Source organism: Tardiphaga sp. OK246 (assembly GCF_900188215.1).
GTDB lineage: Bacteria > Pseudomonadota > Alphaproteobacteria > Rhizobiales > Xanthobacteraceae > Tardiphaga > Tardiphaga robiniae.
This window is the reverse complement of record NZ_FZOX01000003.1, coordinates 929,385-948,213: the sequence shown is the minus strand read 5'-3', so window position 1 is coordinate 948,213 and position 18,829 is coordinate 929,385. Positions and strand designations below refer to the sequence as shown.

Genomic DNA, 18,829 nt, shown 5'->3' with positions numbered 1-18,829 from the left:
AAGTCGCGACGACAGAGGCTCCCATGACCGACTCCATCGATACGCTCGAAGATCTCCTCGCGTCGCGTTACTCCTGTCGCGCCTACAAGACCGAGCAGGTGCCGCGCGCGATCATCGACCGCATTCTCAATGCCGCGCAGAAGACCGCGTCGTGGTGCAACAGCCAGCCGTGGCAGGTCACGATCACGTCGGGTGAAGCCACCAAGAAGTTTCGCGACGTGCTCTATCCCGTCGCGGCCGCGGGTACGCCGAATTCGGGCGACTTCCCGTTTCCGCGCGAATATCGCGGGGTCTATCTGGACCGCCGTCGCGAAAGCGGCTTCCAGCTCTACAATACGCTGGGCATCGCGCGCGGCGACAAGACGGCCTATGCCGAGCAGGCGCTGCAGAACTTCAATTTCTTCGGCGCGCCGCATGTGGCGATCATCACGTCGGACGAGGCGCTCGGCGTCTATGGCGCCGTGGACTGCGGCGGTTACGTGAACAACTTCATGCTCGCCGCCCAGGCATTGGGCCTCGCGACCGTGCCGCAGGCGGCGCTGGCATTTCATTCCGCCGTGGTGCGCCGGCATTTCGGCATGAGCGACGACCGCCGCGTCGTTTGTGGCATTTCGTTCGGCTATCCGGACCGCGAGCACAAGGTCAACAGCTACCGAACGAACCGCGCGCAGTTAGGCGATGTGGCGACGTTTGTGGAGTGATCTTGGCTGTCATTCCGGGGCGCCGGAATGCGGCGAAGTCGCATGCAGGCGGACCCGGAATCTCAGCATGGCTGAACACTTCGGGATTCCGGGTTCACGCGAGCAAGAGCTCGCGCGCCCCGGAATGACGAGTGAAGCCTAAAACCTCGGCGCCCGTTTCTCCGCGAACGCCTTCGTCCCTTCCTTGATCTCATTGCCGCGCATGCTGTCCCGCGCGCGCTGATCGGCGGCAGCCTCATCCAGTTCACCGCGGGCGAATTCGTTGATCGCCTGCTTCATGCCGCGCATGGCGATCGGGGCGTTGCCGGCCAGAACCATGGCGAGCTTGTCGACTTCCTCGTCCAGCGCCTCGGCCGGCACCATGGCGGTGAGGTAGCCGATCCGCAGCAGTTCGCTGGCTTCCAGCTTCTGCGCGGTGAGAAACAATCGCTTGGCGTTGTCGACCCCGAGCCGGCTCACATAGCGTTTGATACCGCCTTTGTAATAATGAAGGCCGAGCCGGGCGGCCGGCATGAACATCTCGCAGGTGTCGACGCCGATTCGGAAGTCACAGGCCAGTGCCATGTCGGTGGAGCCGCCATAGACGCCGCCATTGAGCCGGCAGATCGTCGGGAGCGTCAGGTCCTCCAGCCGGTTTGCCACGGCCTCAAAGGCCGATCCGGACGAACCTTCGGCCACGGGCTTGGGCGCGCTGGCAGCCCGTTCGGAGATCGCATTGAGATCGAAGCCGGCGCTGAAAGCGCGGCCGGTGCCGGTGAGCACTAGCACCCGGACGGCGCGATTCGCCTCTACGCGATCGAACAGCTGTACCAAGGTGTCCAGGTCGAGCTGGGACAGCCGGTTCAGCTTCTGGGGGCGGTTCAGGCGGATGGTGGCGCGGGGGCCGTCGATGGTCAGAATGGGGGGCGAGGACTGGTCAGATGCGGTTTCCGTCGTTTCCGACATGTTGTTCTCCTTTGGGATGCGAGCGACGGTGCCCGCACCGGCGGATCGCGTCAATCTGCGCACGACTCCGTGATTTTTGCGGGTCGCAACACGGGCTATTTTAACCAGATGGGCTATATTGCGGCTGCAAAGGCCCGGTCATTCGCGCTTCATAGTCGCGGAGGACGGTGCGGCCGTTCCTGGAAACCCGGTTTGCTCCCATGGATATGTCCTATCTCCATCACTTTGGCAGCGCCGCCGCCACGATCTTCGTGGTCGCGACCGCCACGATGCGGACGATGATTCCGCTGCGGGTGTTTGGCATCATGGCCAATGTCCTGCTAATCGCGATCTCGATCCCGACCCACAACTATCCGACCATGGCATTGCATGCGGTACTGCTGCCGCTCAACATCTACCGCCTGCGCCAGATGCTGCAATTGGTCCAGGATGTGAAAAAGTCGGTGAACTCGGACCTGTCGATGGAATGGCTGAAGCCGTTCATGACCAAGCGTCCCTGTAAGGCCGGTGAGGTGTTGTTTTACAAGGACGAGAAGGCCGAAGACATGTTCTACATCGTCAGTGGCCGTTATCGTCTCGTCGAATCCGGGATCGAATTGCCGGTCGGCGCCATTGTCGGTGAACTCGGCATGCTGTCGCCCTTGAACGAACGCACCCAGACGCTGGAATGTATCGAGCCCGGCATGGTGCTCAGCGTCAGCTACAGCCAGGTCGAAGAGCTCTACGTGCAGAATCCGGAATTCGGTTTCTTCTTCCTGCGTCTCGCCAGCGCGCGATTGTTCGAGAATATCGACAAGCTGGAAGCGCGTCTGATGAAGCAGGACGCGCCCGCATTGCCCATGGCGCCGCAGCACGCATAAGCATCAGGACGTCCCGTGGCAGGTTTCATCAACGTCATCCGCTCCACGCTCGCCGAGCTGGCGAACAGGAGCGAACCTGCAGCGCCGGTTTTGCCGGTGGGGCTGCCGGCTGCGGTGCGTCCTGTGGCGGAAGATGGCGTGGCCCTGTTGATCAACTATCAGAGCGCAGTCTACGCGCAGCTCTACAGCGACCGGCTGCGTCGCTTTGTCGGACGGCGCAACGTCAGCGACGAACTGTTTAGCGAGATTGCGCGGCTGCTCACGATGCGCATGAGCTATCACGATCCGATCCGCATCGCGCAGCTCAAGCTGCAGGAGCCCGTGATGCCCGGCCGGCCGCCCGTCGTCGACAGGCGGCGTTTTCGCCTCGACGAGTTGGTGTCGGCATTGCCGGAGATCGTCGGCGATCCCCTGATGTGGGCGCTCGAGCGCATCTATTGTGCGCATCGCACGGTGCCGATCCGTTTCAGCAAGGCGAGCATCTGGGGCATCAAGCGCCTTGAGTTCGAATCCTGGCTGCGACGTTGGCGCCTGTTGTCGACGCGTTATGAAACCGAGCGCGTCTGGGTCGAACGCTGGCTGCACATGATTGATCGGGCACTGACCAGGCAGCCGGACGCGGCAATGGCCATCGTGCAGACGGCAACCATGATCGAAGGTTACGGCACGGGCTATCGGCAGGGCATGGCCGCCTGGCATCAGATCATCGACGGACTAGCCAAGCCGGCTTTCGATGGGACGCTGGTTATCACCGACCTGGCGGATGCGATCACGCGTGCACGTGCGGTGCCGCGCGACCCGAAGGGTGACCAATTACGCAAGGCGATCGGCGAACTCCGGGCGCATGCCGTCCTGAACTAGCGAGAAAGTGGAGCGTGCGCAGTGTTTTCCCGTCCAGGCTGGCTCTGCAGGAAGCGGTGGGTTTTCGGTTCCGCGGCGTGCATTCCCGGTTTCGGAGTGTCATAAATAGGGCGAGTGATCGGGCCGGCTAAGCGGGCCAGCCTGTCGTGACCGGTGAGAGGGACGTCAGCTTGTTGTTTCCTGCAATGTCGTCGTCGATTGCTCTGGGCGGGCTCGTCGGGTGGATGCTCGTCCTCACCGTCAAGCACGTGATCGCTGATTTCCTGCTGCAAAACGCCTGGATGGCGATAGGCAAGGATCAACGGACCGGATGGGCGCTGCCGCTGCTGGCGCATTGCGCGATCCATGGCGTGCTGACAACGCTGTTCATTGCCGTTGTACAACCCAAGCTCTGGTTCCTGGGACTGGTCGACTTCGCGATCCACATCACCATCGATCGGCTCAAGGGCATCTGCGTATCGCATTTCGGTGTGACGCAGGGCCATCGCTGGTTCTGGTGGCTGATCGGCATCGATCAGGCGCTTCATCACCTGACCGACTTCTTCCTGGCCATCTTCATCGTCGCCAACAGCTGATGCGCGTTTGAACGCATCGAGTTCCAATGTGGCGGTAGCAGGGCACGGCTGCCACATTTCAAACTGTTACTCAAGAGTCGCACGCGGCCATTAAGGCTGTTGGTTAACCCTGCGTTAGGAAATTCAACCGCATCCTCATTATCGAGGAGAAACCCCATGCGGTCCAGCCGTCAAGCTTTTGAGAACGATTTTTGCCCCGTCGAGGAAGATCTGCTCGGTGCAATGTATCGTGCAAATGAAAATGGCCTGCCCCATCTCGTGGCCAGCGTTTCATCCGATGTCCGTGCGATGCTGGCCTTGTTTTGCTATCGCCGCAGTCATCTCCACGCTCTGGCGATCTCGATCGCATCGAGCTGCAGCGAACGCGAACTGATCGAATTCGGTGGCCGCGTTGGTTCCACGCTCTACGCGCTGTCGCACGACACCGCTGTGGCGCGTCCTTCGGTGTCGGCCTATCACAACCGCAAGGCCATCACGCTGTCGACCAAGCCGCTCTCGACGCTGGCGCCGATGGATGATGATCTCGACGACGAGCTGGATGACAAGGAACTCGCTTACACCGTCACGGCGTGAGCTGACATTAACTACTCTGCGGCTGCCAGAATTGGCAGCCCGTGCCGGCGTCGCGCCATGGCGCATTCGGGATCGCCGGGCATGCAGGTCCGGCACACGTCCGGCCTCACAGCATAAATCCCGCAGGCTGTTGCCTCTCCAACCTTTCCGGTCAATGCGCTGCAGCGGTCTCCGTCGCAGCGCATTCCCGATTCACGGTCGTTGACATATTTGGCCGGGATCAGATCGAGATCGGCATCGTCCTCGATGGTGAAGCGCGGCCAGTTGCTGGAATACGAACAGCACGCACCACAGGCCTGGCATGGGCTGGCGTCGCTGATCGTGGTGGCATTGCTTGTCATGCCGCGGTTTATCGCGATCGGGCGGGTTTCACCAGCCGTGCAGATGCAGGCTTGGCTGTTTCAGGTATCCTGTGGCCGCTCCCAGCTCAGCGTCTTGCGCCATTTGCTGCGCAGCGTCTCGCGCCGTTCCGGATACTTCTCATCGAGGAAATGTGCCTCGATCGCTCGGTCGGTTCGAAAACTGCGGAAATCCTTGCGAAGCTCGCACCAGGCCGCCAGCAGCCGCACGGCTTCCAGGTAGCCCACCGCGATCGGCCAGACGATGCGCTCGCTGTCGCGACCGGCTTCGTCGCGGTAAAGCAGCCGGACCTTCTTGCCCGCATGAATATGCGCCCGCATCTGCACCATATCCATGCTGTCGGCGGTGCCGCGGAAATGCGGCCGCGCGCGGCTCGCGGGTTCCAGCACGAAGGGGCGCAAGCGCTCGGGCACGGTGTCCGCGATCTTCGCGATGAGATCCTGTGCCGCCTTGGCCAATGCCGGATCGGCGTGCCCCATCACCCATTGTGCGCCGAGCACGGCGGCTTCGATCTCGTCGGGCGTCAGCATGAGCGGCGGCATGTCGAAGCCGCGTTCGAGGATATAGCCCATGCCGGCTTCGCCGCGGATCGGGACGCGCTGTGCCATCAGCGTCGCGATGTCGCGATAGATCGTCCGCTTGGACGTTTCCAGTTCGGCGGCAATGGCGTCCGCCGTTAGCGGCTTCCGCGTGCGCCGGAGTACCTGAATGATCTGAAACAGGCGGTCTGCGCGTCTCATCGTCGTCTCTCTGTCCGTGTTGGTCCGCTGTCGATGCTGACAGCATGTTGGCAGCAGGGGGCAGTCATACAGGACCCAGGTTCAAACGAACGAAGGATTCTGCAATGACCGCTTTCGATAGCCTCGAGGCATTTTCGCATGATGACCGGCTCTGGCGCATCCGGGCATGGCTGCTGGAACGCGCCATTCTCGTCCTGTCGGGCGACCTCCGCTGGGCCCTGATCGGGCTCGGCTGGCGCATGGTTTCCACCGCGGCGGTCCAGACGCGTGTCTGGGTCGCCGGCGCGACCCGGCGTGACGGCTGCTGACACCACGGTGGCAGCAGCGACTGCCTAGTCTCTTGTCCCTATCACTTGGAGAAACCACATGATCGTCCTTCACGGCGCAGGTGCAGGCTTTGGCCTGCCGGAAATCAGCCCTTTCGTTACCAAGACGGAAGTCCAGCTCAAGATGGCCGGCTTGCCCTATGAGAAGCAACCGGCACGGCCGCAGGATTCGCCGAAAGGGCAGATGCCCTATATCGATGACGGCGCTGAGTGCATTGCCGACTCCACCTTTATCCGCGCCTATATCGAACGCAAGTATGACGTCGATTTCGATAGGGGTCTCGATCTCGCCCAGCGCGCTCAGGCCTGGGCGATCGAGCGGATGATCGAGCATCACCTCTACTGGTCGCTGGTCGGCGTGCGCTGGGTCGATGCCGATAATTTCGCCAAGGGACCGTCGCATTTCTTCGACGGCATTCCCGAAGGGCAGCGCGACGAGATTCGTGCATCCGCGCGCAAATCCGTCATTCAGAACCATCTGGCGAATGGCCTCGGCCGGCATCCTGCCGATGAGGCGCTGCAACTCGCGGATCGTTCGCTGATGGCTCTGTCGGTGCTGCTGGCCGGGAAGTCTCACTTGATGAGCAACCGCCCGGCCGGTGTCGATGCGACCGCATTCGGCGTTCTGGCCGGGATCCTGTCGCCGTTGTTTCCGTCGCCCCTGCAGCGTCAGTTGCACCGCTATGGCAACCTCGTCACCTACGTGGATCGGATGATGGCAGAGTATTATCCCGAACACGTCTGGCAGTGCAGCGTCGCTGCCTGAGGCTGTGTCGCCTTCAATGCGGCGACGCTGCCCCCTTCAGCGTCGCCAGTTCTGCTTCCAACTCCGCAATTCGCGCATCGCGCGCTGCCAGTACTGCTGCAACATCGGCGGCATCGAACTTCTGCGGGATATGTTGCGGGCAATTGGTGTCCCACGCGGCGATCGTGAACAGGATCACTTGTTCCGGCTTGGCACGATAACCTTGCGGCATTAGCGACGCCAGCAGCGCCGGATCGTCCTCGACCACCCGCGCGGTGCCCCAGAGCTTGACGCGTCGGCGATGTGCATAATCCATGATGAAGATGTTGGCCTTGGGATTCTCGGCGAGATTGCCCTGGGTGATGTATTGCCGATTGCCGCTATAGTCCGCAAAGGCCAGCGTCTGCTTGTCGAGGATCTTCACGAAGCCCTTCGGCCCGCCGCGATGTTGCATATAAGGCTGACCGTCAGCGCTGGCGGTAGCCAGAAAGAAGCTGTTCGCCTCGGCGAGAAACGCTGCGAGATTGTCGTCGATCTCGGTGCGCCAGCCGCCGTTTTCCTCGACATGCGCATAGCTGGAACGCGACCCCTTGCGCGTCTGGATCGCCTTGACGGTCGGCGTGAAGGCAATGTCGCTGGAAGAGGTGTGGATGTCTGACATGACTTACTCCCTGATTGGAGCTTGGGACGGGATGCGTTCCCGCCGCCCCAAGTTGGCTATTTCCTCGCACAAGAACAATCATCGGAATTGACACTTCATTATTGCTGGATATGAAATGGTTCGATGGATCGCATCGAAGCCATGACCGTCTTCGTCGCCGTGGCGGACCTGCAGGGGTTTGCGCCTGCGGCCCGCAAGCTCGGACTCTCGGCGTCGGCGGTCACCCGCATGGTGGCGGCGCTGGAGGAACGGCTGGGCGCCCGCCTGCTGCAGCGGACCACGCGTTCGGTGATGCTGACCGATGTCGGCGCGCGCTATCTGCAACGAGCGCGCCAGATTCTCGCGGATATCGAGGAGGCCGAAGGCTCCGCACAGGCCGAACGCGCCAGGCCGACCGGGCGTCTGGTCGTCTCGGCGCCAGTCGGCTTCGGGCGGCTGCATGTGACGCCGCTGATCTCGGCCTATCTGCAGCGCTATCCCGATGTCTCGGGTGAATTGCGGCTGACCGATCGCATGGTCGGCCTGGTCGAGGACGGCATCGATGTCGCGGTGCGGATCGGCGATCTCGCCGATTCCAGCCTCGTGGCGCGCAACCTCGGCACCATGTCGCGCATCGTGGTGGCGTCGCCGGATTATCTGGCGCAGCGCGGCCAGCCGACGGCACCGGAGGATATCGCAAAGCACGACACGATCCAGTTCGGTTCGATCGCGTCCGCGCCGGAATGGCGCTTCGTGCGTGATGGCCGGGATGTTCGCATCACGCATACGCCGCGCTTCACCACCGATGTCGCCGATGCCGCCATCTGGCACGCCGAGCACGGTGGCGGCCTGACTCGCGTGCTGGCCTATCAGGCTGCGGAGGGGCTGGCGGCGGGGCGGCTGAAGCGCGTGCTGACGAAGTTCGAGCCGCCGGTGGTGCCGATTCACATCGTCTATCCGACGTCGCGACTGCTATCGGCTAAAGTGCGCGTCTTCATCGACCTCGCCGCCGAAACCTGCCAGTGGGATTTCAGCAAGCGATAGCCATCGCTACGTTTTTGGTGGCGCGACGCTGAACGTGCCGTTGGCCCGGGAGCACGGCTCGCCGTCTGCCGTGATTAGTGCCTGCGCAAAGCAGAGACGCTTGCCGGTCTTGATGACCTCAGTCTCGATCTGCAGCCATTGCCCGATCTGCGCGGAGCCGAGAAAATCAGCAGAGAGATTCACGGTGAGCAGCCGTGTGCCGCCTCCGAGCACATGGCCGCAACTCAGGCCCATCGCATTGTCGGCCAGCGCCGTGATCAGCCCGCCATGCGCCATGCGGCGCGAATTGGTATGCGCTTCAGCAATGCGGAGGCCGAGGATGACATTGGTCTCCGTCACCTTTGAATAGATCGGTTCCCATGGCGTGGTGAGGGGGCTCTTGCGATAGTGTGGCGCGAAGCCGTGGGGGATCGCGGTGTCGGTCATGGCACATCCATCTGGATTGTTTGCGCCATAGAAACGAAAGCACGCGCAAAGGACAGGCCAACAAAGTTTGAAACGGGTCTGACGGGATGTTTAAAACAGGTGTGACAGCGATAACGCCAAACTCAGTCTGTCGTCACCTGCGAAAGCGGGCGATCCGGTAGACGCAGGCGGTTCGGGTCATCACACTTGCCGGTCTTTACTGGGGCACCCGGTCAAGCCGGGTGACGACATGCAGAGTGTGAGTGGGAAGGCCTAATAGGGCAGTCCCACATAATTTTCCGCCAGCGACGCCGTCGCGACATCCGAATGTACGACATAGTCCAGCTCGGCCTGCTGCAGCTTGGTGCCGAAGCCGTCATTGTCGGGGAAGCGGTGCATCATCGAGGTCATCCACCACGAGAAGCGCACGGCTTTCCAGACCCGCTTCAGCGCGACCGCTGAATAGAAGTCGAGACCGCTCGAGGATTTCTCATCGTAGAATTCGCGCAGCGCCATTGACAGGTAATGGACGTCGGAGGCCGCAAGGTTGAGCCCCTTGGCGCCGGTCGGCGGCACGATGTGGGCGGCGTCGCCGGCTAAAAAGAGCCTTCCGAAGCGCATCGGTTCCGCGACAAAACTACGCAGCGGCGCGATACTCTTCTCCAGCGATGGGCCGGTGATGAGGCTTTCGGCGGCCTCCGTGTCGAGGCGACGGCGCAACTCGTCCCAGAACATGTCGTCGGTCCAGTTCTCGACTTTTTCGTCGAGGGAACACTGGACGTAATAACGGCTGCGCGTCATCGAGCGCATCGAGCACAGCGCGAAGCCGCGTTGGTGATTGGTGTAGATCAGCTCATGCGACACTGGCGGCGTATCCGAGAGCAGGCCGAGCCAGCCGAACGGATAGACGCGCTCGAAGGTCTGTACGGCGGAGGCCGGAACGCTCTGGCGCGAGACGCCGTGGAACCCATCACAGCCGGCAATGAAATCGCAGGCGATCTCGTGGCTTACGCCGTCCTTGACGTAGCGGACGCGGGGGCTTGTGCCGTCGAAATCATGCAGCGAGACATTGTCGGCGTCATAGACCGTGGTCAGCCCTGCCTTGTCGCGGGCATCCATCAGGTCGCGGGTGACTTCCGTCTGGCCGTAGACGGTAACGCCCTTACCGCCGGATGCCTTCTTCAGGTCGAGGCGGTGGCGAATTCCGCCGAACAGAAGTTCGATCCCGTCATGGATCAGGCCTTCGTGATGCAGGCGCTCGGTAATCCCCAGCTTTTCCAAGAGGCCAACGGTGCCCTGTTCGAGCACGCCGGCGCGGATGCGGGCGAGGACATAGTCCCGATCCTTGCGCTCCAGAATAACGTTATCGATCCCATAGGCATGCAATAGTTGCCCTAGCAACATTCCAGCCGGACCAGCTCCAATGATGGCAACTTTTGTTCGCAACGCTTGCTCCCGCGGTTGATATAGGCTCTGTCGTCCGACTGAGTTGACAAGTCAAGCGGGGTCGCGACACTGGCTCCGCAACGCGTGCGATCACACCGCTTGCAACGATGATTATAACATATAACAATATTCGCAAAGGGCCATTCAAGGTCCGGTGAACAGGTTCGAGAGAACACGTCCAAACGGACGTAGAGGGAGAGACGTCGATGAAAAGGGCAATCTTTGCATTGCTGGCGGCGGGCTGTCTGACGACGGCAATGAGCCCGGCGCAGGCGCAAGACAAAACCGTCAATATGAAAGTATCGCTGTGGGTGCCGCCGGCGCATCCGCTGGTGCCGGCCACACAGGCCTGGGCGGCCGATATCGAGAAGGCCTCGGGCGGCAGCATCAAGATGTCGGTGTTCCCCTCCGAACAGCTCGGCAAGGCGTTCGACCATTACGACATGGCGCGCGATGGTATCGCCGATATCACTTATGTGAATCCCGGCTATCAGCCCGGCCGTTTCCCCATCGTGGCCGCAGGCCAGCTGCCTTTCGTGTTCTCGGACGGCAAGAAGGGCACCCTCGCGCTCAACGAGTGGTATCAGAAATATGCCAAGACCGAGATGAAGGACACGAAGCTGTGCTTCGCTTTCATCCACGATCCCGGATCGATCCACGGCAAGAAGAAGATCGTCGTGCCGTCAGACCTCAACGGCGTGAAGGTCCGCCCGGCGCAGAGCACCATCGGCGAAATGGTCAAGCTGTTCGGCGGGACCAATGTGCAGGCCTCTGCGCCGGAATCGCGCGATGCGATCGAGCGCGGCGTTGCCGACGAGATCGCGTTCCCGTGGGGCTCGATCTTCCTGTTCGGCATCGACAAGGTGGTGAAGTATCACATCGACGTGCCGCTCTATTCGACGGTGTTCACCTACAACATCAACCTCGCCAAGTATAATTCCATGTCCGCAGCGCAGAAGAAGATCATCGACGATCACTGCACACCGGAATGGGCCTCCAAGGTCACCGATCCCTGGGTCGACTTCGAAGCCAATGGCCGCACCAAGATGAAGGCGCTTCCGGATCACGAGGTCTACAAGCTGACGCCCGAGCAGCTCGCCGAGTGGAAGAAGGGCGTTCAACCGCTCAACGCCGCCTGGGCTGCGGCCGTGAAGAAGGCCGGCGGCGATGCCGATGCCATCGACGCCGACCTCAAGGCGATGCTGAAGAAGCACGACGCGGGGCTGTAGCTTTCCGCCGAGTCCGTTGATCGCACGGACCTCTCACCACGTCATGGCCGGGCTTGACCCGGCCATCCACTTTCCTTCGTCCCCCAGAAGATGAATGCCCGGGTCATCTAGTGAAGTTCGCTTCGCGCTGCCCGGGCATGACGATCGAGAGGGCGGAGGCTGGCTTCTCCTCTTGAGCATTGTGACATCGACGATGACCGCCACGTCCGAAATCTCCCAATCCAGCGCCCTCGGCATTCCGCCGGAGCCGCCCCGCAAGAACGTGATGGATCGCTTCATCGATTCCATCGAGTGGATCGCCGCGTTCTTTGTCGGCATCGTCGCGCTGAATACCTTCATCGCGGTGTTCATGCGCAAATTCTTCGCAGTCACGATCCCCGATTACTACAATATCGGCCAGTTCATGCTTGGCGTGCTGATCTTCTGGGGCATCGCCGCGACGTCCTATCGCGGCTCGCACATCACCGTCGATCTGGTCTGGGCCAATGCCACGCCAAAGTATCAGCGCTGGATCGACGTGTTCGCAACCTTGGTGCTGCTGTTCGTCGTGACCGTGCAGACCTACACGCTGTTCGACAAGGTTGTGGACACTTATTCGAGCCACATCGTCACCATGGATCTGCAACTGCCGGTCTGGCCGTTCTTCCTGCTGTCATGGATCGGCGACGTTTCGGCGGTGCTGTTGATCGCGATCCGCACTTACAGGCTGATCTTCCATCCGGAAGAGATGCATGAACCCGAAATCAAGACGGCAGAGTAAATCGCATGGATCTCAGTAACGAAGCGGTTGCCGTCATCGGCTTTGTCAGCCTGTTCGTGTTGATGCTGTTGCGCGTGCCGGTTGGCATGGCGATGGGGCTCGTGGGCATCACGGGCTTTGGCTATCTCACTGGTTTTGCGCCAGCGCTGAAACTGGTCGGCCAGACTACCATGCGGACGGTGACGGACTATTCCTTTGGCGTGATCCCGATGTTCCTCCTGATGGGCGCCTTCGTTTCGGTGTCGGGTATCAGCCGTGAACTATTTCGCGCGGCCAACACCTTTGTCGGCCACTGGAAGGGCGGATTGGGCATCGCGACCATCGCCGCCTGCGGCGGCTTTGCCGCGATCTCCGGGTCGTCGGTGGCGACGGCCGCGACATTCTCCGCCGTTGCCTATCCGGAAATGCGGCGTTTCAATTATCCGCAGAGCTTCGCCACGGGTGTCATCGCCGTGGGCGGCACGCTCGGCGCGATGCTGCCGCCGTCCACGGTATTGGCGGTTTACGGCATTATTACCCAGCAAGACATCGGCAAGCTGTTCATCGCCGGCATCGTGCCGGGCCTGCTCGCTATCGTCATGCACATGATCACCATTGCGATCATCGGCGTGGTCAAGCCGGGCTTCTTGCCGGCTGGCCCGAAAGCCTCGTGGCGCGAGCGCGCCGCGGCGATCCGCGATGTCTGGTCGCCATTGTTGCTGTTCGTCTTCGTGATTGGCGGCCTTTATGGCGGCTTCTTCATCCCGACCGAAGCCGGTGCGGTCGGCGCGGTCGGCGCCTTCATCATCGGCGTGCTGCGCGGCAAGCTGAACAAGGACGGCATCCTGCAGTCATTGCTGCAAGCGACGCGGACCGCTGCCGCCGTGTTCACCGTGCTCATCGGTGCGCTGTGCTTTGGCTATTTTCTCACGATTACCCAGACCCCGCAGCACGTCACCGAGTTCCTCACCGGCCTCGGCATCGGCCCCTACGGCGTGCTGGCGCTGATCCTCCTGATGTATCTGGTGCTGGGCTGCCTGATGGATGCCATGGCCATGGTGATCCTCACCGTGCCGATCGTGTTTCCGGTGATCATGGCGCTTGGTTTCGATCCGATCTGGTTCGGCATCGTCATCGTCATGACCGTCGAGCTCGGCCTGATTCATCCGCCGGTCGGCATGAACGTGTTCGTCATCAAGAGTGTGATCAAGGACGTCAGCATGTCGACGATATTCAAAGGCGTGCTGCCATTCGTGGTTACCGACCTGATCCGTCTCGTGCTGCTGATCCTGTTCCCGCTGATTGCCACCTGGCTGCCGATGCGGATGATTGGATGACATCATGACGACACCGCAGCTTGCGACGAAGTATGTCTTCAGCCTGTCGATCAAGGTCGGCGCGCCGATCGTGGCCGGCGATCTCGGATATGGCATCCGCCGGGTCATCCCGGTCCTTGGCGGCACTGTGCAGGGCGAGGGCATCAAGGGTACGATCCATTCGGGCGGCGCCGATTTTCAGATTATCCGTCCGGATGGCTTCACCGAGCTGGAAGCGAAATATACGTTCGAGCTCGACGACGGGGCCGTGATCTATATCGAGAATATAGGCGTCCGCTTTGGCCCGAAGGAGGCGCTTGATCGCATCGCTCGGGGCGAGGCGGTCGATCCCGCGCTGATCTATTTCCGCTCGGTGCCGAGGTTCGAGACAGGGCATCCCAAGTATCGTTGGCTGATGCAGAACCTGTTCATCGGCGTCGGAGCACGGCATCCCGATCGGGTGGAGCTTGCGGTGCATCAGGTGCTGTGAGGCCTGCGTAGTCGGGCCGTGCTTACTTTCTCCCACTTCGTGTTGTTAACTACCGTTGACCGGCAAAAGCCGGCGCATATCGGGAGGATACAACATGCTGAAAGCTTGCGTCCTTGGGTGTTCGATTTCTGTGCTAGCAGTCATTTTGCCTGCATCTGCGCAGGATTGGACCAAATCCAAATGGGGGCCAAACGACGAAATCGGCGCCGCGAACTACATGAAGCCCGACCTCGTGAAGTCTGCCGCGCAACTGGTGAAGACCGGCAAGACCTATGCACTCGGCATTCCGGTGGGCGCGGATACGCCGGCCTATCCGCCCCGCGGTTTCAAGATCACCGTGGTGCAGCCCGGTCAGGCCGGCAACCCCGGGCTCGGTCCCAATCACGCGACCTACAACGACGACATGCTCAACGGCTGGGTCGGCGTCGGCAGCCAGATGGACGGGCTCGGCCATCTCGGCGTCAACCACGTCTATTACAATGGCAACAAAGTCGCCGATTTCGGCGATGCCAACGGCCTGAAGAAACTCGGCATCGACAAGGTGCCGCCGCTCGTCACCCGTGGCGTGCTGCTGGACATGGCGGCTTACTACAAGACTGACGTGGTCAAGGAAGGCACTGCTTTCAACGTCAAGGAAATCGAGGAGGTCGCCAAGGCGCAGGGCGTTGAGATCAGGCAAGGCGACGTCGTGCTGTTCCACACCGGATGGCTCAGCCTGCTCGGTAAGGACGATAAACGCTACAATGCCGGCGAGCCTGGCCTTGGCGCCGAGGGCGCCAAATATCTGACCAGCAAGGGTGTTGTCGCGGTCGGCGCCGATACCTGGGGCGTCGAGGTGCTGCCGTTCGAAACCGGCAATGTATTTGAAATCCACCAGATACTTCTGGCGATGAACGGAACTTACATCCTCGAAAACATGGACACATCCGAACTGGCCAAGGACAAAGGCTACGAGTTCCTGTTCGTGCTCGGTCAGCCCCGCTTCAAGGGTGGTGTACAGAGCATGATCAACCCGGTGGCCATCCGCTAACCATCGTAGGAGACGCGATCCGGTCTGTTCTGCGGGGCAGGCGAGACCGGATCGCTGTCGCACCGGAATACCTGACTTTATGCAGGACGAGATCAACCTATTGCACCGCAAGATTGACTCATGCGCTATTCGTTATAAGATATAATTATTCTAGCCAGGACCTAATCGCGCTCATGAACCAAGCCGTCGCCGCTACCGCTGCCATGCTCCAGATCGAAACCCAAGGCCGCGTGCTGATCGTGGGCCTGAACCGTCCTGCCAAGCGCAACGCGCTGAACGATGGACTGATCCTGGACATCGAGCGTTGCTTCGCGTCGCTGCCCGAGGAAATCGGTGCCGTCGTCGTCCACGGCATCGGCGGGCATTTTTCCGCGGGTCTCGATCTGTCCGAACTCACCGAGCGCGACGCGACAGCCGGCTTGATGCATTCGCGGATGTGGCACCGGGTGTTCGATATCATCCAGCATTGCCGCGTCCCAGTGATCGCCGCACTACAGGGCGCAGTGATCGGCGGCGGCCTTGAACTGGCTTGCTCCGCGCATATTCGCGTTGCCGATCCCTCGGCCTATTACGCGCTGCCGGAAGGCAGCCGCGGTATCTTCGTCGGTGGTGGCGGCTCGATGCGTCTGCCGCGCCTGATCGGTGTGCACCGGATGGCCGACATGATGCTCACCGGCCGTGTTTACAAGGCGGGGGAGGGCGTGGCGCTCGGCTTCGCGCAGTATCTGACGGAAGCCGGCGGCGCCTTGCCCAAGGCCATAGAGCTTGCCGAGCGTGTCGCGCAGAACGCACCGTTGACAAATTTTGCTGTGCTGCAGGCCTTGCCGCTGATCGCCGAAGCCAGTCCGCAAACAGGCCTGATGCTCGAAGCGCTGATGGCCTCGGTGGCGCAGAGCGATCAGGAGGCGAAAAATCGCATCAGGGATTTTCTGGAGCGCAAGGCCGGCAAGGTGAAGCCCGGCTAATCCTGCAAGACGACAACGAACAAAAATAAAAGCAACAATCGGGACGAATACACAGGGCGGAAACAATGTCTGCAAGTGCCGACAAAATCGATCAGACAAGGCGGGCGATAACCGCGCATCCGCTGCGGCCGATTTCCTATGGCGATCCCGCGGTCACCATCGAGCGCCACGACGACGGCACCATCTATCTGCGTCCGACCAATGCCATCGGCGACTATCCGGACCGTGTCACCGACTATCTGCATCACTGGGCCAGGGAAGCGCCGGATCGCGTCTTCATGGCTGAGCGCGCGGAAGGCGGCGGCTGGCGTGAAGTCACTTACGCGCAGATGCTGGATGCGGTGCGCCACATCGCCTCGGCGCTGCTGTCGCGCGAGCTGTCCGCCGACAAGCCCATCGTCATTCTCTCCGGCAATTCGGTCGATCACGCATTGATCGCTTTCGGCGCGCTCTATGCTGGCATTCCCTACGCGCCGGTGTCGCCGGCCTATTCGCTGGTATCGAAGGACTACGGCAAGCTCGGCTATCTCATGAAGCTGCTGACGCCGGGGTTGGTCTTTGTCGATGACGCCAATGCATTCACGAACGCTATTCACTTCAATGTACCGGCCGACACCGAAGTTGTCGTTTCCACCGGCGCTCTGCCGGACCGGCGCGTGACCAAACTCTCCGATCTGCTCGTGACGCCGGAGGCCGCCAATCTCGACGCTGCGAACGCAGCCATCGGTCCGGATACCATTGCGAAGTTTTTGCTGACCTCCGGCTCCACCGGCAATCCGAAGGCCGTGATCAATACACAGCGCATGATGTGCGCCAACCAGATCATGCTGCGCGATACACTGGCCTTCCTGAAGGACGAGCCGCCGGTGATCATCGACTGGCTGCCGTGGAATCACACTTTTGGCGGCAATCATAATATCGGGCTGACGCTGTTCAATGGCGGTTCGATGTATCTCGACGACGGCAAGCCGACGCCCGCGGGTATCGAACAGACAATTCGTAATCTCCGCGAGATCTCGCCGACGGTCTATTTCAACGTCCCCAAGGGGTATGAATCGTTGTTGCCGTATTTGCGTGAAGACGCTGCGTTGCGCGAAAAATTCTTCGCGCGGCTGCACGCAATGTTCTTTTCCGGCGCAGCGCTGTCGGCCTATGTCTGGGACAGCCTCGATGAGCTGTCGGTGCAGACAACGGGTGTGCGTGTGCCCATGCTCACCGGCCTCGGCGCTACCGAGACATCCCCTTTCTTCATGTGCGTCAACCCGGTGACCAGTCGCTCAGGCCATGTCGGCCTTCCGGTGCCCGGCAATGACGCCAAGCTGGTGCCGAACAATGGCAAGATGGAAGTCCGCGCCAAGGGGCCGAACATCACACCGGGCTATTGGCGCGAGCCGGAACTGACCGCGAAGGCGTTCGACGAGGAAGGCTATTACATCTTCGGCGATGCGCTGAAGGCCGTCGATCCCGATGATCTCTCCGCCGGTTTTGATTTCGACGGCCGCATCTCCGAGGATTTCAAGCTCGGCAGCGGCACCTGGGTCAGTGTTGGCCCGCTGCGCGCGCGCTTCGTCGGCACCTGCGCGCCGCTGGTGCGTGATGTCGTCATCGCCGGCATCAACCGCGACGAACTCGCAGCTCTCGTTATTCTCGATCTCGATGGCTGCCGTGTGATCAATCCCGATCTTCCTGCGGCCGACCTCGCTGCGGCAGCCAATGATCCGATCGTCCGCAACGCGTTCCGTGAGCGCCTCGCACGTTTCATGGCTGGCGCGACGGGGTCCTCCACGCGGATTGCCAAGGCGGTGCTGCTCGACACACCGCTGTCCATCGATCGCGGCGAGGTCACGGACAAGGGCTCGGTCAATCAGCGCGCGGTGCTGGAGTATCGCGCCAGGTTGATCGACGATATCTATGGGAATCCGGAAGTCGCGAAAGTGATCGGGATCTAGTTGAAAGCCGCCAATGAACGGCAGAGAAATCGAACAGGGGAGGACATCATGCAATTGAAGAACCAGGCCGCTATCGTCACGGGTGGCGCTTCTGGTCTCGGCGCTGCGACCGCCCGCAGGCTCGCCGCGCAGGGCGCGAAAGTCGCGCTGCTCGATCTCAACATCGCCCTCGCCGAAGCCGTCGCCAAGGAAATCGGCGGTGTTGCCATTTCCTGCGACGTGTCCGACGCCGCCTCCGCTGAAGCCGCGGTCGCCGCCGCCGCCAATGCGCACGGCCCGGCGCGTGTGCTGGTGAACTGCGCTGGCATCGGCGTCGCCAAGCGCGTGATCGGCCGCGATGGTCCGATGGCGCTCGGCGACTTCGACAAGGTCATTCGCGTCAACCTGATTGGCTCGTTCAACATGATCCGCCTGGCAACGGACCCGATGTCCAAGCTGGAGCCGCTGGAGACCGGCGAGCGCGGCGTTGTGATCTCGACGGCCTCGGTGGCGGCCTATGACGGCCAGATCGGCCAGTCTGCCTATTCGGCCTCCAAAGGTGGCATCGTCGGCATGACACTGCCCATTGCCCGCGAAATGGCCCAGTTCGGCATCCGCGTGCTGACCATCGCGCCGGGCCTGTTCATGACGCCGCTTTTGGCGGGCCTGCCGCAGGAGGCGCAGGACAGTCTCGCCGCAGCGATCCCGTTCCCACGCCGGCTCGGCCATGCCGACGAATTCGCGTCTCTCGCACTGCACATGATCGACAATCCGTATCTCAACGGCGAGGTGGTCCGGCTCGACGCCTCGCTGCGCATGGCGCCACGTTAAGCCTGCGGCAAAGCATCAGTGCGCCAGCCCTTTACCGGTACGGGCGCACTGACCTAAAGAAGGGGCTGATCAACCAGCCG

Annotated in this window: 22 protein-coding genes; 16 read left to right on the top strand and 6 right to left on the bottom strand. The window is 61.5% G+C overall.

The window, feature by feature from the left end; translation table 11 throughout:
- Positions 1–23: 23 nt before the first annotated feature.
- Entirely contained in the window at positions 24–701 is a 678-nt protein-coding gene (locus tag CHC01_RS17430; RefSeq protein WP_089265468.1) for a nitroreductase, read from the top strand.
- Positions 702–839: 138 nt separating this feature from the next.
- Here CHC01_RS17430 and CHC01_RS17425 read toward each other — a convergent pair whose 3' ends face one another.
- Entirely contained in the window at positions 840–1,646 is an 807-nt protein-coding gene (locus tag CHC01_RS17425; protein WP_089265728.1) for an enoyl-CoA hydratase/isomerase family protein, read from the bottom strand.
- Positions 1,647–1,846: 200 nt separating this feature from the next.
- Here CHC01_RS17425 and CHC01_RS17420 point away from each other — a divergent pair, with 200 nt between their 5' ends.
- The 4 genes from CHC01_RS17420 to CHC01_RS17405 all read left to right on the top strand — a co-directional run bounded on the left by CHC01_RS17420 (position 1,847) and on the right by CHC01_RS17405 (position 4,515).
- Positions 1,847–2,506 carry a Crp/Fnr family transcriptional regulator gene (locus CHC01_RS17420; RefSeq protein WP_089265467.1) on the top strand — a complete coding sequence of 220 codons (660 nt, stop codon included), beginning with the start codon at positions 1,847–1,849 and terminating at the stop codon, positions 2,504–2,506.
- A 15-nt stretch (positions 2,507–2,521) separates the two neighbouring features.
- Entirely contained in the window at positions 2,522–3,367 is an 846-nt protein-coding gene (locus tag CHC01_RS17415; protein WP_089265466.1) for a DUF6537 domain-containing protein, read from the top strand.
- A gap of 170 nt (positions 3,368–3,537) precedes the next feature.
- Positions 3,538–3,942, top strand: coding sequence for a DUF3307 domain-containing protein (locus CHC01_RS17410; protein ID WP_068735395.1), 405 nt, complete (start codon positions 3,538–3,540; stop codon positions 3,940–3,942).
- A gap of 156 nt (positions 3,943–4,098) precedes the next feature.
- A complete protein-coding gene (locus tag CHC01_RS17405) occupies positions 4,099–4,515 on the top strand; it encodes a hypothetical protein (protein ID WP_089265465.1) in 417 nt (138 codons plus the stop codon).
- Positions 4,516–4,526: 11 nt separating this feature from the next.
- Here the strand turns inward: CHC01_RS17405 and CHC01_RS17400 are convergent, their stop codons facing one another.
- Both CHC01_RS17400 and CHC01_RS17395 read right to left on the bottom strand, forming a co-directional pair.
- The gene (locus CHC01_RS17400) at positions 4,527–4,856 is read right to left on the bottom strand and encodes a YkgJ family cysteine cluster protein (RefSeq protein WP_089265464.1); all 330 of its coding nucleotides are present in this window, start codon (positions 4,854–4,856) and stop codon (positions 4,527–4,529) included.
- Between the two features lie 60 nt (positions 4,857–4,916).
- Positions 4,917–5,615: a helix-turn-helix transcriptional regulator gene (locus CHC01_RS17395; RefSeq protein WP_089265463.1), complete on the bottom strand. Its 699-nt coding sequence runs from the start codon at positions 5,613–5,615 to the stop codon at positions 4,917–4,919.
- A 104-nt stretch (positions 5,616–5,719) separates the two neighbouring features.
- Here CHC01_RS17395 and CHC01_RS17390 point away from each other — a divergent pair, with 104 nt between their 5' ends.
- Together CHC01_RS17390 and CHC01_RS17385 are read left to right on the top strand one after the other, a co-directional pair.
- Entirely contained in the window at positions 5,720–5,923 is a 204-nt protein-coding gene (locus CHC01_RS17390; RefSeq protein ID WP_089265462.1) for a hypothetical protein, read from the top strand.
- 58 nt (positions 5,924–5,981) lie between these two features.
- On the top strand, positions 5,982–6,707 hold the full coding sequence (locus tag CHC01_RS17385; RefSeq protein WP_089265461.1) for a glutathione S-transferase family protein: 726 nt from the start codon (positions 5,982–5,984) through the stop codon (positions 6,705–6,707).
- Between the two features lie 13 nt (positions 6,708–6,720).
- Here CHC01_RS17385 and CHC01_RS17380 read toward each other — a convergent pair whose 3' ends face one another.
- On the bottom strand, positions 6,721–7,347 hold the full coding sequence (locus CHC01_RS17380) for a pyridoxamine 5'-phosphate oxidase family protein (protein WP_089265460.1): 627 nt from the start codon (positions 7,345–7,347) through the stop codon (positions 6,721–6,723).
- Between the two features lie 123 nt (positions 7,348–7,470).
- Between CHC01_RS17380 and CHC01_RS17375 the strand changes: the two genes are divergently transcribed.
- A complete protein-coding gene (locus CHC01_RS17375) occupies positions 7,471–8,370 on the top strand; it encodes a LysR family transcriptional regulator (RefSeq protein WP_089265459.1) in 900 nt (299 codons plus the stop codon).
- Between the two features lie 6 nt (positions 8,371–8,376).
- Here the strand turns inward: CHC01_RS17375 and CHC01_RS17370 are convergent, their stop codons facing one another.
- Together CHC01_RS17370 and pobA are read right to left on the bottom strand one after the other, a co-directional pair.
- Complete coding sequence (locus CHC01_RS17370) at positions 8,377–8,796, bottom strand: PaaI family thioesterase (protein WP_089265458.1); 420 nt, start codon at positions 8,794–8,796, stop codon at positions 8,377–8,379.
- Positions 8,797–9,048: 252 nt separating this feature from the next.
- Positions 9,049–10,221: a 4-hydroxybenzoate 3-monooxygenase gene (gene pobA / locus CHC01_RS17365; protein WP_089265457.1), complete on the bottom strand. Its 1,173-nt coding sequence runs from the start codon at positions 10,219–10,221 to the stop codon at positions 9,049–9,051.
- A 206-nt stretch (positions 10,222–10,427) separates the two neighbouring features.
- On the opposite strand from pobA, the gene CHC01_RS17360 reads away from it, so the two are divergent.
- The 8 genes from CHC01_RS17360 (at position 10,428) to CHC01_RS17325 (ending at position 18,749) form a co-directional block, all read left to right on the top strand.
- Positions 10,428–11,450 carry a TRAP transporter substrate-binding protein gene (locus tag CHC01_RS17360; RefSeq protein WP_089265456.1) on the top strand — a complete coding sequence of 341 codons (1,023 nt, stop codon included), beginning with the start codon at positions 10,428–10,430 and terminating at the stop codon, positions 11,448–11,450.
- Between the two features lie 265 nt (positions 11,451–11,715).
- A complete protein-coding gene (locus CHC01_RS17355) occupies positions 11,716–12,210 on the top strand; it encodes a TRAP transporter small permease (protein WP_231081064.1) in 495 nt (164 codons plus the stop codon).
- 5 nt (positions 12,211–12,215) lie between these two features.
- A complete protein-coding gene (locus tag CHC01_RS17350; RefSeq protein ID WP_089265454.1) occupies positions 12,216–13,526 on the top strand; it encodes a TRAP transporter large permease in 1,311 nt (436 codons plus the stop codon).
- A gap of 4 nt (positions 13,527–13,530) precedes the next feature.
- Positions 13,531–13,995 (top strand): DUF3237 domain-containing protein, encoded by a 465-nt coding sequence (locus CHC01_RS17345; protein WP_089265453.1) that lies wholly within the window; start codon positions 13,531–13,533, stop codon positions 13,993–13,995.
- A gap of 94 nt (positions 13,996–14,089) precedes the next feature.
- A complete protein-coding gene (locus CHC01_RS17340; RefSeq protein WP_089265452.1) occupies positions 14,090–15,025 on the top strand; it encodes a cyclase family protein in 936 nt (311 codons plus the stop codon).
- A gap of 173 nt (positions 15,026–15,198) precedes the next feature.
- Positions 15,199–15,990, top strand: a complete 792-nt coding sequence (locus tag CHC01_RS17335) for a crotonase/enoyl-CoA hydratase family protein (protein WP_089265451.1) — start codon at positions 15,199–15,201, stop codon at positions 15,988–15,990.
- Between the two features lie 65 nt (positions 15,991–16,055).
- On the top strand, positions 16,056–17,939 hold the full coding sequence (locus tag CHC01_RS17330; protein ID WP_089265450.1) for a feruloyl-CoA synthase: 1,884 nt from the start codon (positions 16,056–16,058) through the stop codon (positions 17,937–17,939).
- A 48-nt stretch (positions 17,940–17,987) separates the two neighbouring features.
- Positions 17,988–18,749 (top strand): SDR family NAD(P)-dependent oxidoreductase, encoded by a 762-nt coding sequence (locus CHC01_RS17325; RefSeq protein ID WP_089265449.1) that lies wholly within the window; start codon positions 17,988–17,990, stop codon positions 18,747–18,749.
- Positions 18,750–18,829: the final 80 nt, after the last annotated feature.

What these genes read in the sequence shown, in the direction of transcription:
- CHC01_RS17335 (WP_089265451.1), top strand. Translation starts at nt 15,199, where the DNA reads ATGAACCAAGCCGTCGCCGCTACCGCTGCCATGCTCCAGATCGAAACC.
- CHC01_RS17375 (WP_089265459.1), top strand. Translation starts at nt 7,471, where the DNA reads ATGGATCGCATCGAAGCCATGACCGTCTTCGTCGCCGTGGCGGACCTG.
- CHC01_RS17355 (WP_231081064.1), top strand. Translation starts at nt 11,716, where the DNA reads ATGGATCGCTTCATCGATTCCATCGAGTGGATCGCCGCGTTCTTTGTC.
- CHC01_RS17390 (WP_089265462.1), top strand. Translation starts at nt 5,720, where the DNA reads ATGACCGCTTTCGATAGCCTCGAGGCATTTTCGCATGATGACCGGCTC.
- CHC01_RS17430 (WP_089265468.1), top strand. Translation starts at nt 24, where the DNA reads ATGACCGACTCCATCGATACGCTCGAAGATCTCCTCGCGTCGCGTTAC.
- CHC01_RS17360 (WP_089265456.1), top strand. Translation starts at nt 10,428, where the DNA reads ATGAAAAGGGCAATCTTTGCATTGCTGGCGGCGGGCTGTCTGACGACG.
- CHC01_RS17325 (WP_089265449.1), top strand. Translation starts at nt 17,988, where the DNA reads ATGCAATTGAAGAACCAGGCCGCTATCGTCACGGGTGGCGCTTCTGGT.
- CHC01_RS17405 (WP_089265465.1), top strand. Translation starts at nt 4,099, where the DNA reads ATGCGGTCCAGCCGTCAAGCTTTTGAGAACGATTTTTGCCCCGTCGAG.
- CHC01_RS17385 (WP_089265461.1), top strand. Translation starts at nt 5,982, where the DNA reads ATGATCGTCCTTCACGGCGCAGGTGCAGGCTTTGGCCTGCCGGAAATC.
- CHC01_RS17370 (WP_089265458.1), bottom strand. Translation starts at nt 8,796, where the DNA reads ATGACCGACACCGCGATCCCCCACGGCTTCGCGCCACACTATCGCAAG.
- CHC01_RS17345 (WP_089265453.1), top strand. Translation starts at nt 13,531, where the DNA reads ATGACGACACCGCAGCTTGCGACGAAGTATGTCTTCAGCCTGTCGATC.
- CHC01_RS17425 (WP_089265728.1), bottom strand. Translation starts at nt 1,646, where the DNA reads ATGTCGGAAACGACGGAAACCGCATCTGACCAGTCCTCGCCCCCCATT.
- CHC01_RS17395 (WP_089265463.1), bottom strand. Translation starts at nt 5,615, where the DNA reads ATGAGACGCGCAGACCGCCTGTTTCAGATCATTCAGGTACTCCGGCGC.
- CHC01_RS17400 (WP_089265464.1), bottom strand. Translation starts at nt 4,856, where the DNA reads ATGACAAGCAATGCCACCACGATCAGCGACGCCAGCCCATGCCAGGCC.
- CHC01_RS17380 (WP_089265460.1), bottom strand. Translation starts at nt 7,347, where the DNA reads ATGTCAGACATCCACACCTCTTCCAGCGACATTGCCTTCACGCCGACC.
- CHC01_RS17330 (WP_089265450.1), top strand. Translation starts at nt 16,056, where the DNA reads ATGTCTGCAAGTGCCGACAAAATCGATCAGACAAGGCGGGCGATAACC.
- CHC01_RS17420 (WP_089265467.1), top strand. Translation starts at nt 1,847, where the DNA reads ATGGATATGTCCTATCTCCATCACTTTGGCAGCGCCGCCGCCACGATC.
- CHC01_RS17350 (WP_089265454.1), top strand. Translation starts at nt 12,216, where the DNA reads ATGGATCTCAGTAACGAAGCGGTTGCCGTCATCGGCTTTGTCAGCCTG.
- CHC01_RS17340 (WP_089265452.1), top strand. Translation starts at nt 14,090, where the DNA reads ATGCTGAAAGCTTGCGTCCTTGGGTGTTCGATTTCTGTGCTAGCAGTC.